The organism is Segatella copri, assembly GCF_009494835.1.
Lineage (GTDB): Bacteria > Bacteroidota > Bacteroidia > Bacteroidales > Bacteroidaceae > Prevotella > Prevotella copri_F.
This window is the reverse complement of sequence record NZ_VZBE01000057.1, coordinates 1-17,260: the sequence shown is the minus strand read 5'-3', so window position 1 is coordinate 17,260 and position 17,260 is coordinate 1. Positions and strand designations below refer to the sequence as shown.

The window sequence follows — 17,260 nt, the reverse complement described above, 5'->3', positions numbered from 1 at the left end:
TGCTAAAAATGCGTTAATAGATACATTTTTTCCCAAAAAATGATGTTATTTCAAAGAAAATGATTATCTTTGAGCGATATTTTTAATTATTCATTAATTAGGAGAAAAGAATTATGGCTAATAAAAGAGATTTAAAGCGCACGATCAACTACATTACAAGCGAACTTTTCGCCGAAACAGTAGCTGCATCTTTGTATAATGGTAAGCCTACACAGGAAGATGTGGATGGCATTCTTTCAGCTATCGTCATGATCAACGGCGATTACATCAGCCGCGTGTCTCACCCGGAACCGGGAATCACGAAGGGTGAATATTATAAGAAACTCACAGTCGACTTCAACAAGCAGGTGAGCGAAATCATCGACCAGATTTCAAACCTGGCATAATCCTTTCATCATCAGAATCAGGAAATACACCTATTTAAATATATGGTAAAAGGAATTTGTCAATGGATATTGTATAAGCGCTTGGGCTATAAGAAAATCATCACCCAGGAGCTTCCTGAAAAGTATATTATCTGCATGGCTCCGCACACCAGCAACTGGGATCTGATCCTAGGCCAGCTCTTTGCCCATGCTGAGGGAATCAAATGTAATTTCCTCATGAAAAAGGAATGGTTCTTCTGGCCGCTAGGTCCTATCTTCAGAAAGATGGGAGGTATTCCTGTGTGGAGAAGCAAACATACCAGCATGACGGATAATCTGGCTGCAGAAGCGGATAAGCGCAAGGCTTTCGGACTGTGCATTACGCCCGAAGGTACCCGCTCGCTCAACCCGGAATGGAAAAAGGGATTCTATTTCATAGCCCTCAAGGCGCATCTGCCTATCCATCTCTATGGGCTTGACTATGAGAAGAAGGTCATCCAATGCACCAGGCAGATTATCCCGTCAGGAGATGTTGACAAAGACATGCGTGAAATCAAGTTGTACTTCAAGGATTTCAAAGGAAAGAAACCGGAGAAGTTCACAATCGGAAATATTGATTAAACCTTAGAAGATAACGGTTTAGTCAGCTATTAAAGAAGGAGTATTCGTAAAGTGAAACACCAAAACATAACATATTGTTTGATAAGCAGTTTGCTGTTAGCCGCTGGAGCTTCGCTTCAGGCTAACGGCAAATCGTTTTTTCCTATCTACGACGAGGCTAACAGCGGCGCATGGCAAGGCATAGATTATGATGGCGACCCATGGGTCTTTAATGTTTCCCGCCCTTATTTCGTTACGGCAGGACTACAGAACAGGCACCTTTCGCTATGGGCCTCGCACGGACGGTATTATTATGCCGACAGAGATGTATGGAAATGGCAACGCCCTAACCTGTTTTGCACAAACGAAGATCTTTTTACCCAAACCATCGTCGTGCCCTACCTCATCCCGATGCTCCAGAATGCGGGAGCCATCGTCTTCACACCCCGTGAAAGAGACTGGCAGAGGAACGAAATCGTCATCGATAATGATGATGCTGTCAAGTCGGTTTATTATTTCGAAAAGGAGGCGAGCAAGCGATGGAAAAAATGCGATTCGCTCGGTTTTGCCAACCGCTACCGACTGAAAGATGGGGAAAATCCGTTCCGCATGGGAACCGTGAGACAGGCGAAGGCTACCAAGCGCAAGAAAACTAGCCAGGTAAGCTACCAGCCCCGTTTCAAGGAAGCCGGCAAATACGCAGTCTACGTAAGCTACCAGTCGCTCCCCAAGAGCGTGAGCGATGCAAAATACATCGTTTATCACAAGGGCGAAGCCACGGAGTTTTCCGTTAACCAGCGCATGGGCGGAGGTACCTGGGTTTACCTGGGCACCTTCGATTTCGACAAGGGCTGCAACGAGTTCAACCGGGTAGTCTGCACCAACAAGGCTTCACGCCGTGGAGTAGTAACTACAGATGCTGTCCGCTTTGGCGGCGGCATGGGAAACATAGAGCGTGGCGGTTACACCAGCGGATTGCCCCGTTGCCTGGAAGGAGCCAGATACTACGCCCAATGGGCTGGCGCTCCTTATAAGGTTTATGGAGGCCGAAAGGGAGAAAATGATTACGCCGACGACATCAACACCCGTTCGCTGATGACCAATTGGCTGGGCGGCGGTTCGGTTTACATGCCTGCCAAAAATGGCAAGCATGTGCCTATAGAACTCTCGCTGGCACTTCATAGTGATGCGGGTTACAATAAGGACGGAAAATCTACCGTTGGAGCCCTTGCTATCTGCACTACAGATTATAACGACGGAATACTGAACAGCGGAATCTCCAGATTCACATCCAAGGATTTCGCCAGGGCTTTGCGCGATAATCTCGTTACGGATCTGACGGCTCAGTTCGGAGAATTCGGCAAACGCTACCTATGGGACAGAAACTATTCTGAAACCCGTCTGCCGGAAGTTCCGTCGGCTATTCTCGAGATGCTTTCGCATCAGAATTTCCCTGACATGAGAATTGCTCAGGATCCGCTCGGAAAATTCTATATCGCACGCTCCATCTACAAAACTATCCTGCGCTTCGTAAACAGCAATCATGGAACCCGATACGTGGTCCAGCCGCTGGCTCCGCAGAACTTCAGCGTTACGCAGAACCAAGGCGTTGCCCTACTCTCATGGACTGCCCAGCTGGACAAGACGGAACCATCTGCCCGCCCTACTTCTTACATTATTTATAAGGCTGAGGGACAAGGCGGTTTTGACAACGGAACCATCGTGAACACCACCCGCTGCCAGATGCAGCTGGAACCGGGCAAGCTTTACCATTTTAAGGTGGCTGCGGTTAATGCAGGAGGAGAAAGTTTCACCACCGAAACCCTCTCTGTGCTCTATAATCCTGCTGCCAGCAAGTCTGTGCTCATCGTAAACAATTTCCATCGCCTTGCCTCTCCGCAGGTCGTGGATGATGAGGAAAAGCAGGGATTTGACCTCAATCAGGATCCGGGCGTAAGCTACGGACTGACGGCGGGATGGAGCGGCAAGCAACAGGTGTTCGACAGAAGCAGAATGGGCAACGAAACCAGTTTCGGACTCGGTTTCAGCGGCAACGAAATGATTGGTAAGTTTGTGGCAGGCAATGACTTCAACTACGTTCAGGCGCATGCTACAAGTATTGCGGCTTCGGGCAAATATAATATTTCCAGCTGTTCGAGCGAAGTCATCACCAGCGGCAGGGTTCAGATGAAGAACTATCAGGCAGTTGACCTCATCAACGGACTGGAGCGCCATGACGGCTATACTCACGCCTTCTTCAAGTCGTTCACGCCTGCCCTGCAGAACAGCATCAGGCAATACGCCAGCCAAGGCGGCAGAATCCTGATAAGCGGTTCTTACACCGGAAGCGACATGCAGACTGAAGAGGAACAGGCGTTCCTGAGCGATATTCTGAAACTCAGCTATGAGCCTACAGGTTCTACGGCCATCACCAGGGACATCAATCCCGAAGATTCAACCGTAACAGAACGAGACAGTATTGTCTACACTTCGCCTAACGTCAAGGGTTTAGGTCTGCAGTTCAGCTATTATAACGAGCTGAATGCTCAGCATTATGCGGCAACCCATCCCGAGATATTGAAACCGGTTGGCAATTACGCCTTCACGGCGATGCAATACGATACGGGAACGAGTGCGGCGGTTGCCTACAAGAGCTCTACTTACCGCAGCTTCGTCATGGGATTCCCGCTGGAATGCATCATCGACGAAAGAACCCGCACCAGCGTGTTGCTCGGCATTCTCAAATTTCTGACAGATTAAATTAAAAGTAAAACAGATAAAAAATTTTAAGCTTATGTATAAGATTCAAGCCAACCAGTCTGGCACTCGCTCTATCGAAGTGAGCGACCAGCATTTAGAGACCATCGAAAAGTATCAGTTACTCCGCAACCTCGTAGACAGCAACGGCATTATCGACGAGGAAGTGCTCGATAAACTGAAACTTAATGTGCGTTCACTCCTCGAGAGCAGCGACATCAAGGATAAGGAGTTGCTCGATCTCTGTCTCGACGTCATCTACAATCAGAACATGAAGGCGCTCGGTCTTCACAACCTCGTTCTGCTCTACGTAGACTGGAAAGACAAGAAGCAGGCTGAGGCTGCAGCAGATGCAGAACCAGACGCAGTAAATGATTAAAAAATATTGAATGGATTATAAGTTAACAGATTTCTTACCTACCACCAAGAAAGAATGCGAGTTGCGCGGATGGGACGAACTCGACGTCATCCTCTTTTCAGGAGATGCTTACGTTGACCACCCATCCTTCGGCCCTGCCATCCTCGGACGAATACTGGAAGCCAACGGCTATCGGGTAGCCATCGTTCCCCAGCCCGACTGGCACGGCGATTTCCGAGACTTCAAGAAACTCGGTCGCCCTCGCCTCTTCTTTGGTGTTTCTCCGGGTGCCATGGACTCGATGGTGAACCGCTACACGGCCAACCGCCGCATGCGTAGCGAGGACGCTTTCAGTCCCGACTCCCGCCACGACATGCGCCCCGACTATCCGTCTATCGTCTATACGCAGATACTGAAGAAACTCTTTCCCGACGTACCTGTAGCACTAGGCGGTATTGAGGCTTCGTTGCGCCGCATCAGCCACTACGACTATTGGAAAGACGAGCTCCGCAAGTGCATTCTCTGCGATTCGGGCGCCGACCTCATTCTCTACGGAATGGGCGAACGTTCTATCGTTGAACTGGCCAATGCCTTTGCAGAAGGCAAGACGCTTAGCCAAATCCACGAAATGCCGCAGGTGGTTTTCTACTGCAAGGAAAGTGAGATTCCGGGCGGTTTCAAGGACGATGACATCATCCTCCACAGCCACGAAGAATGTCTCCACAACAAGAAGGGACAGGCTGAGAACGTGCGCCATCTGGAGGAAGAAGCCAACAAGATGCATGCTCAGCGCATGATTCAGGAAGTTGACGGCAAATATGTAGTGGTGAATCCGCCTTTCCCGCTGATGACTACCGCGGAACTGGATGCGGCTTTCGACCTGCCTTATACGCGTTTGCCTCATCCTAAATACAAGGGCAAGACCATTCCTGCCTACGAGATGATCAAGTTCTCCGTGAACCTTCATCGTGGCTGTTTCGGCGGCTGTTCTTTCTGCACCATTTCTGCCCATCAGGGTAAATTCGTGGTTTGCCGCAGCAAGGAGAGCATTCTGAAGGAGGTGAAGAAAATCATCCAGATGCCTGATTTCAAGGGCTATCTGAGCGATTTGGGCGGTCCTTCTGCCAACATGTACGGAATGCACGGCAAGAATCAGAAAGCCTGCGAAGTGTGCAAGCGCCCGTCGTGTGTAAACCCTCAGATTTGTCCGAACCTCAATACCGACCACAGCAAGCTTCTGGAGATTTATCATGCTGTAGATGCTTTGCCGGGAATCAAGAAGAGTTTCATTGGTAGTGGTGTGCGCTACGACCTTCTGCTGCATAAGAGCAAGGACGAAAAGGTGAATCAGGCGGCTAGAGAATACACGCGCGAACTGATTACCAAGCACGTAAGCGGCCGACTGAAGGTGGCTCCCGAACATACGAGTCCGGAGGTTTTGAAGTTCATGCGCAAGCCATCGTTCGACCTCTTCTACGAGTTCAAGCGCATCTTCGACAAGATCAACAAGGAAGAAGGTCTGAACCAGCAGATCATTCCTTACTTCATCAGTTCGCATCCAGGCTGTCATGAAGAAGACATGGCCGAACTTGCCGTCATTACGAAGGGACTGGATTTCCATCTGGAGCAGGTGCAGGATTTCACCCCTACTCCTATGACCATTTCTACCGAGACCTGGTACACGGGTTACGATCCTTACACCCTGGAGCCGGTCTTCAGCGCCAAGACTCAGAAAGAGAAGCTTGCCCAGCGCATGTTCTTCTTCTGGTACAAGCCTGAAGAGCGCCGCGCCATCGAGAGTGAACTTCGCCGGATAGGCAGAGCCGACCTCATCGACAAACTCTACGACAGGAAGAGCATGGGTGGCAGTTTCAAGGGTAAGAAGACGCATTATGACGATAAGGCGATAGGTTCTACATACGATAATCCTGGTGCAGGAAAAGGTGCTAAAGGCAAGCGTGGAACTGGCAGAAATGCGTCTGACCGCTATGCACCAAAGGGTTTCGGAAATGTAGGCTGCTATGATGAAGATAAATATCTGAACGAAGGCCGCCCATTAAGCGGAGGTGCCGGCTTCTTCAAGAACAAGAAGAAAAAGAGCTTCAACCCTAATTTCGACAACGACAACCACAGTCGCAAGAACCGCTACAACAGCGGGGATAAGAACGAACGCGGCGGCCGTGGAAATCAAGGTCGTGGAAATCAAGGAAGAAATGAAGGTAGAGGCAGAAGAAGATAAATGCTAAAAAGAGGGTGAATCATATATTTATGACTCACCCTCTTTCATATTATATACTGAACTTTTCCAAAATAATTTAGTACTGTCTCAAAGCACCGAGTAATTCAGCATTCTCGCTCTTGTTTCCTATCGTAATTCTCAGACAGTTGCCACACAACTGAACCTTGTTGCGGTTTCTTACGATAATGCCTTGTGCCACCAGATAATTATAGATGGCATTGGCGTCGGTCATTTTAGCCAGGAAGAAGTTTGCATCAGTAGGATAAACCTTCTCGCAGATAGGCAGATCCAGGAATGCAGCCATTACCTTAGAACGCTCCTGCAGGATGTTCTTCACCCATTCGTCAACCTTCAGCGGATTCTTCATCACTTCCAGCGCATGCTCCTGAGTAAGCAGATTGACGTTATAAGGATATTTCACCTTATTGAATATGTCAACAATCTCCTTGCTCGCAAAAGCCATTCCCAAACGGAGGGCTGCACAGCCCCATGCCTTACTCATGGTGTTGAGCACAATCATGTTGGGAAATCTGTCGAGTACGCTGCGGAATGTGCGCTCCGAAGAGAAATCGCTGTAGGCTTCGTCGATGATGACAATACCCTGGAATTTCTGCAACACCTCTACGATAGCCTCGCGGTTAATGTGATTACCCGTAGGATTGTTCGGACTGCAGAACCAGATAACCTTTGTCTGTTCATCGCAGGCTGCCAGCAGTTTTCCGGCAGAAATTTGATAATTTTCATCAAGCAATACAGAACGATACTCCACATCGTTGATGTCTGCACAAACTTCATACATTCCGTAAGTAGGTGCAATCGCTACTACATTATCCTTGCCCGGGCGGCAGAATACACGGTAAACCAAATCGATGGCCTCGTCAGAACCGTTGCCCAGGAAGATTTTCTCTTCAGCCACACCCTTAATCTTGCTGATCTGCTTCTTCAGTTCAACCTGCAGCGGATCAGGATAGCGATTGTAAGGGTCATTATATGGATTTTCGTTGGCATCGAGGAAGACGCGGGCATTTCTGCCTGCAAACTCCGTACGGGCGCAACTGTAAGGTGCCAGATTCCAGATGTTCTCTCGGCACAAATCTTTCAATTCTTTCATTTTTCTTTCAAAAGCTATTAAGAAGTATTTTTACAACTTCCCTTTTTACCCTATTGTTTCAAACTGTTCACTCTCAGTCTCATCGCATTGGCATGAGCTTCCAATTGCTCATTTTCCGCCATGGTCACTACAGCATTTCCAATGTTACGAATACCTTCTTCTGTAAGATGCTGGAAGGTGATTTTGCGATTATAACTGTCCAGGTTCACTCCGTTGTAAGCCAAAGCATAACCATGGGTTGGCAAGGTATGGTTCGTACCGCTTGCATAGTCGCCTGCACTTTCGCACGCATAGTTTCCGAGGAATACACTACCTGCATTCACAACTTTTTCTGCCAGCTGCTCGTAATCGGCTGTGGCGATAATCAGATGCTCCGGCGCATAAGTATTACAGAGGTCTATTGCCTCCTCTTCAGTCTTCACGAGGATAAACTTAGAGTTATCTAACGAGGTTTGTGCCATCTCCTTACGTGGCAAACGTTCAAGTTGTACTTCAACTTCATTCTTTACATCATCCAACACCTTTTCAGATGTAGTAATGAAGAAAACCTGAGAATCGAAACCATGTTCAGCCTGCGACAACAGGTCGGCAGCAGCAAACACAGGGTTGGCTGTTTCGTCGGCAATAAGACAAACTTCAGACGGACCGGCAGGCATGTCTATAGCCACATCGTGCAGGGAAACCTGCTGCTTGGCAGCCATGACAAACTGGTTGCCCGGACCGAAAATCTTATAAACCTTAGGCACGCTCTCCGTACCGTAAGCCATGGCTCCGATAGCCTGAACGCCACCCGCCTTAAAGATCTTGCTTACGCCCGCAATCTTTGCCGCCATGAGGATAGCCGGATTCACCTTGCCCTCTTTATTAGGAGGAGTACACAGTACTATTTCTTTACATCCCGCAATCTTGGCAGGAGTAGCCAGCATCAGAACGGTGCTAAAGAGAGGAGCAGTACCTCCCGGGATATACAATCCCACCTTCTCTATAGCCACACTCTTCTGCCAGCAGGTTACACCAGGGCAAGTTTCAACCTTTACACCATCAAACTTCTGGCTATGATGGAATGCGGCAATGTTATGATGGGCGAGGTGCAAAGCGTCTTTCAGTTCTTGAGAAACCATTTTCTCTGCCTCTTCGATTTCAGCTTCAGTCACAGCCAAAGAATCGAGATGGGCATGATCAAACTTCTCCTCGTAACGCTTCACGGCTTCGTCGCCATGGTTTTTCACATCGTCGAGTACACCTTGTACGGTCGCATTCAGCTGCGAAACATCCAGGTGTGGGCGTTTTACAATCTCGCTCCATTCCTCCTTTGCAGGATACTTTATTACCTTCATCCCTATTATTAATATTTAATTATTAATGTTTAATGTTTGGTTTTTAACGCATAATGTCTCTAAATAAACATTACACATTAAACACTACACATTATTATAATATCATCTTTTCGATTGGTGTTACCAGGATGCCCTGAGCACCGAGTTCCTTCAACTTGCCTATGATTTCCCAGAAACGCTTCTCGTCGAGCACAGTGTGGATAGAGCACCATTCCTCATCAGCCAATGGGATAATCGTAGGACTCTTGATGCCTGGCAATACTTCTGTAATCGCCTGAATCTTTGCCTTAGGAGCATTCATCATCACGTACTTCTTGTCCTGTGCAGAACGTACAGCCTCAAAGCGGAACAGCATCTCGTTCAGAATCTGATGCTTCTCCTCGTCCATGTTCCAGTTGCCGATGAGCAGAGCCTCGCTCTTCATCACCACCTCAACCTCAGCAAGATTGTTGCTGACCAGAGTAGAACCTGAACTTACAATATCGAAAATACCGTCAGCCAAACCGATGCCCGGACTGATTTCTACAGAACCCGTAATGACATGGATGTCGGCATTGATGTTGTTCTTCTTCATAAACTTGCGCAGGATGTTAGGGTAAGAAGTAGCAATCTTCTTGCCGTTGAACCATTGCAATCCCGGATAATCAATCTTCTTAGGAATGGCGAGGCTCAGGCGGCACTTGCTGAAACCCAGACGGTCAATAATCTGCGCATTCTCTCCACGCTCAACAAACTCGTTCTCGCCCACGATTCCGATATCTGCCACACCAGAGGCTACGCTCTGAGGAATATCATCATCACGAAGGTAGAGAACCTCGAGAGGAAAGTTGCTTGACTGCACCAGAAGGGTGCGTTTAGAGGCGCTTACTTTGATGTCAGCCTCTGCTAAAAGATTCATGGTGTCGTCGAAAAGACGACCCTTGCTTTGTACTGCTATTCGTAACATATTTCTATATTTTGTTTGAAAAACATTGCAAAAGTACATATTTTTATTAGAATAAACAAATAATTTCTCACTTATGTGCAAAATATTTCGTACTTTTGCAGCTGAAATGAAGAATAAAGGATATTTATACGCATTATATGCACTATTTTTGCTCGCTGCCTGTGCCGACAAGAAACCGCAGCAGGAGCTTACGCCATGGGGAACTCCTGTAGGCGAAATGGAGCATGCTGACAACTCTGATGGGGCTGATGGTGATGAAAAGAAACCAGCTTCAACCAGCAAGGGGCTTTCGCTCGAAGATATTCAGGCCAATGGTGAGCTCATCATGCTTACCGTTAACGGCCCTACTACCTATTATGATTACCGCAGCCACGGAATGGGACTGCAATATCTGCTCTGCGAGAAGTTTGCCCAGCAGATCGGCGTGTCGTTACGCGTAGAAGAATGTAAGGATACGGCTGAAATGGTACGCAAACTGGAGAAGGGAGAAGGAGATGTGATTGCCGTGCCCCTACCCCGAAAACAGACCAGAGGCAACCTGCTGTTCTGTGGTGTTACGCCCGACAGTACCCGAACCCAATGGGCTGTGCAGAACGGTAACAAGAGTCTTGCCGACACCCTGAACGGCTGGTTTAAGCCTAAGCTGATTGCTCAGGTCAAGCAGGAAGAATCGTGGCTGCTTTCTTCTGCCAGCGTGCGCCGCCACGTTTATTCACCATTTCTGAACCGTTCTAAGGGTGTTATTTCCCGCTACGACCACCTCTTCCAGCGCTATAGCGGAACGGCTCGCATGGACTGGCGTCTGATGGCTGCCCAATGTTATCAGGAGAGCTGTTTTGACCCGAATGCGAAGTCATGGGCTGGAGCTTGCGGACTGATGCAGATTATGCCAGGCACGGCTGCCCATCTGGGTTTGCCGATGAGCATGATTCATGAACCTGAGGCGAATGTGGCTGCGGCAGCCAGATATATGGCGGAACTGCAGGGGCATTTTTCTGACGTGGGCGACCCGTCCCAGCGCATGCTTTTTGCCCTTGCTGCTTATAATGGTGGCTATTTCCACATCAGAGATGCGATGTCGCTGGCTCGCAAACATGGTCAGAATCCGCACAATTGGGGCGTAATTCGCAATTATATTCTGCGCCTTTCTCAACCGGCTTATTACACAGACCCGGTGGTGAAATACGGTTACATGCGAGGCACGGAGACGGTAGATTATGTGGATAGAATCAGAGCCCGCTGGGGTGAATACAGCGGTGGTTCAGGCTTCCATGAGAGTCTTCGTGGCAGCGGTATGGGCAGCGGTTCCTTCCATGGAGCCCCTGTTAAATCCAAGCGCCACTACCAGAATAAGTACCATATATAATATAAATAGGGAACGCAGTGCGTTCCCTATCTGTTTATTACTTGTAACCTATAGGATGGTAATCCAGATACTTTCGTCTCGGTCGCGCGCCGCAGTCATGGCGTTGATGAGCCGCTGCAGCCAGATGCGGGAGTTCACCACCATGCCCTCGAACTTGTTCTCTCCAACAAGGATGCAGCCTTGTGTGTCGTCAGGATAATTGCCTGCATGGATGCGGATGCCCTCGAAATTCGGCACACCCACCAGCAATGGCAGCCAACGCTTGAATCTTGGAGAATACGATATGACCACAGGATAAGTACCCTCAGGAATGGCAGTATGGCCAGGTACCTTACGAGCCTTCACGCCGCTCTTGCGGCTATAGCGGGCATCCACTTTCTCTGGCTTTAGCTTGATACCCAACAGATTGCGCCATGTAGGCTCCATGGTTTCACAGAGATATGTATCCTTGGACAACAGCTGGCTGTCAAAGGTATGAACCAATGTACACTTGTCGTCCTTCTTCTTGCCGGGTAGCGAGTTACGCTTTACACTACTATCGGACAGCAGATAGAGTCTGCCGATGGTATAAGTTCCTTTTTTAGCTATACGCTTTAATACTATTTCCATTTGCTTGAATGTTAAGTGTTAAACTATTTTGCGTTAAAACATCTCAGGTCGAGTCCGTCAGAACGGAATAATAGCTTCTTAAAACTGAATAACTGAATACTGAACACCTTTCCGCCTTGCTTTCCGTCAGCTCCGTCGGCATTTACTCCCTTCGGAGGAATTTTCTCGATATAATGACGGTTCACCCAGTTTCTCAGCATCGTCGCCGTACCCTTCTTTCCGAAGTCGTTCTGCAGACGCACCATTTCTGCCTGCGCATAAGTGAAGGTGTCAGGCAATTGCTGCAGCAGGTTGGCAGGTCCTCGCTTGCTCGATTTCTCTCCTACCTCATTAGCCTTGGCTATGCTGGCGCCAAAGAAAATCATCTTGCACCACAGGTCGTAGCTCTCGCTCCATCTGATGAACTCTTCTATTTCGGGTTCCCATTTGCAGCCGTTTGCCACGTATAGCACACAAGCCTTGAGAAAGGCAATTACGTTGCCACGGAAGGAGAGATTCTCGAACACCCTGTTTTGCGACATGCGCGAAAAGTCGGCGTTCTCATCCTTCAACTTTTCTGCCAGGGCAGAAGCCTCAGCGCAGTCTATCCTACCCGACGCCTTGCACAGATTCTCTATGTACGGTCTGAGCGCCTCTCTGAAGGCTTCGTCGTATTCGCCGTATACTGGCATTTCGGCACCGATTTCCCGCTCCGGGATAGTACAGAAGTTGATGCGGCTGATAGGTCCGTCGGTGAGCACCTTTGAGAAATATCGCTGCCCCAGCTGGACGGTGGTCGATGCATTCCAGTTGAACCGGATGGTGACGCGCTCTGTGATACTCGATGTGCCCACGCGGGTCTGGCCGTATGAGTTCCCGGGATCAAAGGCAAGGCACATAATCTTGAACTGCTGGTTGCCCTGTCCCTTGAGGGCATCGAACTGGTCTATCTCGTTGAGCGTTGTATAGAGGAAATGCTCCTGAGCCTCAGCCGTGCGCATGACGAATGCCGGGTTGGTCATATCGGCATCTATCTCCTGGATGATGAGGTTTTCCGGGCGCTTGCGCTTATCCTTGTTGGCACCCTTTCGTGTCACCTCTTCTTTCCATTCCTTCTCCCGTTGCAGGTTCTCACGGTCGCGCTGCCTGATGTCCTCCATAATCATGTTGATAGGCATCTGCACACAGTTCTTGCCTGCGCCCGTACCCGCCAGCAGACAGCACATCAGGGTAGCCTCATGCTCCACATTGTCGATGTACTTGAAGGTGGTCTTGCAGAGGTGTGTAGCAAGTGGCGGGAAGATGGCGTGTGCCACGGCTGGCTTGTATACGTCCGGGGTCTTTGATAGCAGCAGCTCCACGAGTTTCGGGAGATGTTCGGGCATCGGAGGCGGTACTAATTTATCATCTTCCGCATTGATATCCGTGCCGCCCTCGGAACTCTCGGCTTTTAACGCCACGGCATCCCTCTGGGAGAACTTCTCTGCCTGGGCATTGATGCGGATCACGGCTTGCGACATCGGCTTCGAACTGTCACCATATTTCGCATAGAAGTCGTGGATGAGCTGCTGGCAGTCATTCTCCTGATAATAGCTCGGCATTCTCTTCGCCACCACCTTCATCAGCTCCTCCTCACTCATCACACGAGAAGCGCCAGCACTCATAATGGCGAGCAGGGAGGAATGCCTGGACCCCACGGTATCAATATTCATCCCCTTCAGTCCTGCGGATTCCTGGAAGAGGTCGAAGGCTATGAGATTCTTCCCACTGGCAGAATCAGAATGAATCTGTGTCATCCGTGGAATCTGTGGGAGATTCTCATGTCCCACAGATAACACAGATTTCACAGATTTTCCTGCACCAGAAACCTCCCCAGAATGTATCTGTGTCATCTGTGAAATCTGTGGGAGATTTTTTTTGCCGTCAATCGTCAGCCCACGCTTGAGAAAAGCCTCTCTGCGGGCTTTAATCTCCTCTGCGGGCAGCACCTCGTACCAATGGGGCGAGCGATAGATTTCCGACTCCTTGTCGGTAATGAAAAGCATGCGCTCTGGCGTGATGCAGCTCTCGTCGTAGGGCACGCCCAGCGCCTCGCAATAGGCTCGCTGCGTCTCCTCGATAGTCATGCCGATGGGCATGCGGATGTCGATATGCAACTTCTTGCGGGCTGAGTACTCCAGATGCAGCAATGCTCCGTTCCAGATGGTGTCGCTGCAGTTCAGCTCACGTGCCTTCTCTATCGCCTTGTCCACATATTCCTTGTCGTCCACGTCGATGGTAGTTTGGAAGAGGAAGCTTTCGGGCACAGCGTTCTTCTGCGAGCGTCTGTTGTCTCGGAACTGGTAGTAGTGAGCGCAGCGGAAAGGCAGCTGCTTCTTCAGTTCATCGTTACCCCCACGGATGGCAGATACCAGGTCTGCCATCCAGGGATAAGCGATGGTCTTGTCGTAGACCGAGAGTGGCTGGGAGCTTACGCTCCCCTTATTGCCATTCTTGTACGGATTATATGCTATAATATGTTTCATTTTTTTTTGAATGTTGAATGATTCATTATCAATTCCCCTTGATGTCTGCCTCCTTGAATCCGGCAATCAGTTCCTTGTGCTCTACCTTGAGGTAGCGCAGCATGTCCTGCTTGTCCAGGTCACGGCTAAAGGTATAGTTCACCTGCACCGTGCGCTTGGTGGTGCGCACCACGGCATGCTTGGTCTTGAAGATTTCCTCGAAAAGCTTCTCGCCCGTACGCTCGTAAGGCTTGAAGTCGAACTCATCTCCTCCCTTCTCGCCAGAGCATACCATTCTGCCCGGTATCACCTTAGGCTGTTCGCAGATAACCTCGGTATCGTTCCATGGCGCCTTGCGGAAGGCGATGGTGCCGTTTTCCTCACTGATAATGGCTCCGTCCACCTTCTGGGCGTTGAGGAGCTGCTTCTTTGCTGCTTGTTTCATAATCGTAATAACTTGTTTAAAAGATGAATAATGTCAGTTGATTCTCATATCGTTGATATACAGGCCGTCGGCAGCATATCGGATGTCCATCGGTTTTTCCAGAGGGTCATAACAGACTCTTTTCATCATGACACATTCATAACGCCAACATCTGTCCTCGTCCTCCATCACAGGCTGGATAAAATCCTTGACCCACTTGTAAAACAACTTACGCTCAGGATCCTTCGAACAGCCTATCGTCATATCTCTCACCACCTGAGAGTCTACGAATGTCATACTTCTCCAAGCCAATTTACTATTTCGATTTACCTTGTCAGCATTGCCAAAGAATTCACCGAAAAACAAACGAGGTTTAAAATCCTTCGGAACCTTTTTGGTTTCCGCTTCCACGTATATTTCTACCACTTTTCCCTCCGTGTCGGCTAATACTGGGAACAATTTATCTCTGCCGATATCTGTGATGGCAACCAGGTCCTCGATGCAAAAGAACAATCCTTCTTCGTTGTTCACCACTCTCAATCCGCCATACTGCGGATGATAAAACACATAAGCGTTTCCTTCCATATTTATATAATGTTTATGAGTTGGACTGCGAGATGTTCGCCAAATTTCAGTTTCAGGAACGGTACCGGATTCCTATAAACAAAAAACGCCCGCAACCAGACTTTACTTGTCTGATTACGGGTGCAAAGATAGGGCAAAAACACCTATGGGAAAAATAGGAAAAATAGGATTAATATTTGTCCCATAAAAAAAAATCATCTATGGGCAAAGAAATCAGCCACTTTATCATCCATTTCTTTATTTTTCATGTCCTCACAATGATTGAAGACATTGTAGAACGATTTAATCGTAGCTTCTCTTCGTATATTGCAATCCTCAGTAAGAAATCTATAAATGGCATTGGCACTAACGATGTGCTGCGGTGCCAGGATGCCCTTTCTTCTCCAATATCTGATAAACGCAAATATTGCGATATTCAATGGTGAAGACTTGCTCGCACTGGTAGACATAGAATTTAGGCCATTTAGGGTGAGAAATTCTATAAATAAAGAGGCTTGCTCGGCGGTGGTCTCTTCATCTTTTAAAGAAGATGCTTCATCAGACACAAAAAGGTATTCTTTTTTTCGGCCGATTCTGATACCATTATCCAATGGTTTTCTATTCCTTTGCTCCAGGTATTCATAATAGCCATCCAGAGTGGCGATATAAGCATCAAGCCTAGGAAGTTCAGCTTCAACCAAATGATTGTCTATTCTGTTAAAGGTCTCCAAGTATCGACGTAATACGAGCGCATCATGATAATCTCTTTCCTGCATGGCAACATCTACCAGTAAGTGTGCGTGTATGCTCATATCCATAGGAGGGAACGCCTCAAATTGTAAGTATACTCAATAAACTTGCTGTTGCCATTCAATTGAATGACCACGCAAAAAAGGCCGAATCGCCCATACTTCAGTATCAAGCGCAAGAGCTTGATTATAAATCTCCCCATAATTCGAAATTTATATTAGTTAGAAATTAAGTTCTTTGTCGCTCGTTCCTTAGTAGAGGACGTTAGAATTTGTTTGCGCTAACAATTTTGCTGGTACAAGCAAATGCCAGGAGAACTATAAGGGAATACACCCTTAGGGGACAGTTGGTCTCCGATTTCATCATATTTTACTTTCTTTTTTTAGGTATTTATTTATAGATTAGAACTAGCCTCAAAATGAGTTCGCTAACACATAATGAGGCGGAAAAACTCACTTATATATTACTTCATAAAAGCCAGCAAGTCCTTTCCCTTATGCATAAGGTTGAGAACCACTACGGCTTGCATTCCGTAAATTTTCTTATATCTTTCTTTCATCTCATACAGCATGGTAAGCTTGGATTCCCTTTCCCTTACATATTTCTTATAGTTCTCCACCGCCTCTATTTCTTGGTAAAGATAATAGCCGATGATGTAGCAGAATTGTCTGATGGTCTCAAAAGATTTTGAGGTATCTTGCTGTCTTAGTTCTCTAATGGTATCGTAAGAAGGTCCAAACTCCAATTTTATTATTGTGGGGGTTGTGATTTCCTCCACTAGTATGTGGTCAAGGAGTGCTCCCACTTCCTTGACAACCTTGCCTCTCATATAGCCGTCGGCATATGAATTCATGTAACTACGTCCTTTTCCCATAATTTCTTTTTTTAAATTTCGGTGTGAAATTACAAAGAAAGAGCGAAATAAAGGGGTGTACTACGATTCCTTAATACGTAATATGAGTACTATTATTTTTCTGATTTTTAGATTTTTGACAAAAAAAGAGGGAAAAGTGAGCATTCTTGCAGCATCACTTCTCCCTGTTACTTTTATGGAATTTTTATGGTAGGTGCAGCACTCTGCACTGCTTATTTAACTTGATTATAACATTTGGCAAAACCAGCAAGGCTGATACGCTTTACGATTGAACCTGCCACTTTATCGTAGTATTTCAAAGATAGATAATTACTCTTTTTGAGTTGGTCTGGTTCAAGGGACAGATAGAAATAGCTAAAAAATCCATCAGTATCGATTTTACCATCATCTCCATATCCTTCAAAATACATGGTTGTATCATAACAATAGTTCGTTAATAATTCAATAATGTGCTAAGCAGCTATACGCTGTAAGCAC

At 47.6% G+C, this 17,260-nt stretch carries 16 protein-coding genes; 6 read left to right on the top strand and 10 right to left on the bottom strand.

The window, feature by feature from the left end; translation table 11 throughout:
• Nucleotides 1–113 precede the first annotated feature (113 nt).
• From F7D47_RS08705 to F7D47_RS08685, 5 genes are all read left to right on the top strand, one after another.
• Nucleotides 114–386 carry a hypothetical protein gene (locus tag F7D47_RS08705; RefSeq protein ID WP_117586172.1) on the top strand — a complete coding sequence of 91 codons (273 nt, stop codon included), beginning with the start codon at nt 114–116 and terminating at the stop codon, nt 384–386.
• Nucleotides 387–428: 42 nt separating this feature from the next.
• Nucleotides 429–986 (top strand): 1-acyl-sn-glycerol-3-phosphate acyltransferase, encoded by a 558-nt coding sequence (locus tag F7D47_RS08700; RefSeq protein ID WP_022121200.1) that lies wholly within the window; start codon nt 429–431, stop codon nt 984–986.
• 90 nt (nt 987–1,076) lie between these two features.
• A complete protein-coding gene (locus F7D47_RS08695; protein ID WP_153085898.1) occupies nt 1,077–3,725 on the top strand; it encodes a fibronectin type III domain-containing protein in 2,649 nt (882 codons plus the stop codon).
• 34 nt (nt 3,726–3,759) lie between these two features.
• Entirely contained in the window at nt 3,760–4,101 is a 342-nt protein-coding gene (locus tag F7D47_RS08690; RefSeq protein WP_117586171.1) for a hypothetical protein, read from the top strand.
• Nucleotides 4,102–4,111: 10 nt separating this feature from the next.
• Nucleotides 4,112–6,319: a YgiQ family radical SAM protein gene (locus F7D47_RS08685; RefSeq protein WP_153085897.1), complete on the top strand. Its 2,208-nt coding sequence runs from the start codon at nt 4,112–4,114 to the stop codon at nt 6,317–6,319.
• A gap of 76 nt (nt 6,320–6,395) precedes the next feature.
• On the opposite strand, the gene hisC is transcribed toward F7D47_RS08685, so the two are convergent.
• From hisC to hisG, 3 genes are all read right to left on the bottom strand, one after another.
• On the bottom strand, nt 6,396–7,430 hold the full coding sequence (gene hisC / locus F7D47_RS08680; RefSeq protein WP_118152483.1) for a histidinol-phosphate transaminase: 1,035 nt from the start codon (nt 7,428–7,430) through the stop codon (nt 6,396–6,398).
• A 50-nt stretch (nt 7,431–7,480) separates the two neighbouring features.
• A complete protein-coding gene (gene hisD / locus F7D47_RS08675) occupies nt 7,481–8,767 on the bottom strand; it encodes a histidinol dehydrogenase (RefSeq protein ID WP_117586169.1) in 1,287 nt (428 codons plus the stop codon).
• Between the two features lie 94 nt (nt 8,768–8,861).
• Complete coding sequence (gene hisG / locus F7D47_RS08670; RefSeq protein ID WP_153085896.1) at nt 8,862–9,713, bottom strand: ATP phosphoribosyltransferase; 852 nt, start codon at nt 9,711–9,713, stop codon at nt 8,862–8,864.
• Nucleotides 9,714–9,819: 106 nt separating this feature from the next.
• Between hisG and F7D47_RS08665 the strand changes: the two genes are divergently transcribed.
• On the top strand, nt 9,820–11,079 hold the full coding sequence (locus tag F7D47_RS08665) for a transglycosylase SLT domain-containing protein (protein WP_153085940.1): 1,260 nt from the start codon (nt 9,820–9,822) through the stop codon (nt 11,077–11,079).
• Nucleotides 11,080–11,127: 48 nt separating this feature from the next.
• Here F7D47_RS08665 and F7D47_RS08660 read toward each other — a convergent pair whose 3' ends face one another.
• The 7 genes from F7D47_RS08660 to F7D47_RS08630 form a co-directional block, all read right to left on the bottom strand.
• Nucleotides 11,128–11,688, bottom strand: coding sequence for a DUF5675 family protein (locus F7D47_RS08660; RefSeq protein ID WP_006849330.1), 561 nt, complete (start codon nt 11,686–11,688; stop codon nt 11,128–11,130).
• Nucleotides 11,689–11,711: 23 nt separating this feature from the next.
• Entirely contained in the window at nt 11,712–14,192 is a 2,481-nt protein-coding gene (locus F7D47_RS08655) for a hypothetical protein (RefSeq protein WP_153085895.1), read from the bottom strand.
• 28 nt (nt 14,193–14,220) lie between these two features.
• Nucleotides 14,221–14,616 (bottom strand): hypothetical protein, encoded by a 396-nt coding sequence (locus F7D47_RS08650; protein ID WP_153085894.1) that lies wholly within the window; start codon nt 14,614–14,616, stop codon nt 14,221–14,223.
• A 33-nt stretch (nt 14,617–14,649) separates the two neighbouring features.
• Nucleotides 14,650–15,180, bottom strand: a complete 531-nt coding sequence (locus F7D47_RS08645; protein ID WP_153085893.1) for a hypothetical protein — start codon at nt 15,178–15,180, stop codon at nt 14,650–14,652.
• 194 nt (nt 15,181–15,374) lie between these two features.
• Nucleotides 15,375–15,971, bottom strand: coding sequence for a hypothetical protein (locus F7D47_RS08640; protein WP_153085892.1), 597 nt, complete (start codon nt 15,969–15,971; stop codon nt 15,375–15,377).
• Between the two features lie 401 nt (nt 15,972–16,372).
• Nucleotides 16,373–16,783, bottom strand: a complete 411-nt coding sequence (locus F7D47_RS08635) for a hypothetical protein (protein ID WP_006849335.1) — start codon at nt 16,781–16,783, stop codon at nt 16,373–16,375.
• 212 nt (nt 16,784–16,995) lie between these two features.
• Complete coding sequence (locus tag F7D47_RS08630) at nt 16,996–17,193, bottom strand: hypothetical protein (protein WP_153085891.1); 198 nt, start codon at nt 17,191–17,193, stop codon at nt 16,996–16,998.
• Between the last annotated feature and the right edge of the window lie 67 nt (nt 17,194–17,260).